This is a genomic window from Bartonella tribocorum (assembly GCF_002778015.1).
Lineage (GTDB): Bacteria > Pseudomonadota > Alphaproteobacteria > Rhizobiales > Rhizobiaceae > Bartonella > Bartonella tribocorum_B.
Genome location: NZ_NJPP01000090.1, coordinates 1 through 643, shown reverse-complemented (window position 1 = coordinate 643; position 643 = coordinate 1). Strand labels below are relative to the sequence as shown.

1 protein-coding gene is annotated in these 643 nt (G+C 43.1%); it reads right to left on the bottom strand.

The annotated features are described in order from the left end of the window. Positions 1 to 643: DnaB-like helicase C-terminal domain-containing protein (locus CEV08_RS09315; protein ID WP_280951735.1), on the bottom strand; the 643-nt coding region annotated here is incomplete at both ends.

The following is a 643-nucleotide window of genomic DNA, read 5'->3' as shown; positions in this document are numbered from 1 at the left end:
ATCACACGTATTCTCTGAGACGCTCCTATTGTCTGCTAGATCGCTAAAGCGTGTAAAATCGGATTGAAAGGCTAGAGGAACTATTCCTGTTGGACCATGGCGTTGTTTGGCTATAATAACCACAGCTTTGCCCTTGGCTTTCTCCATTGTCTCTTGCCATCTGCTATACTCAACACTGCCTTCTTTAGGTTCTTCCTTTTTGAGATAATATTCTTCACGATAAACAAAAAGCACAATATCGGCATCTTGCTCTATGGAACCTGATTCTCGTAGATCGGAAAGCTGTGGACGTTTATCTGTTCGGTTTTCAACTTGGCGTGAGAGCTGTGACAGAGCAATGATGGGAATATTAAGTTCTTTTGCCAAAGCTTTAAGCCCCATGGTAATCGCTGTCATTTCTTGAACACGATTTTCTGAAGAACGCTTTGAACCGCTTGTCATGAGTTGGATATAATCGATAATCAAAACATCTAGACCATGTTGTCGTTTGAGACGCCTTGCACGGGCGGCTAATTGGGCAAGGAATATCCCCCCTGTTTGATCGATGTAAAGGGGTGCGGTTTGTACCTGATACGTTGTATGGATAATTTTTGCAAATTGCGCTTCTGAGAGATTTCCTCGTCGAATATCAGAGGAAGAGACC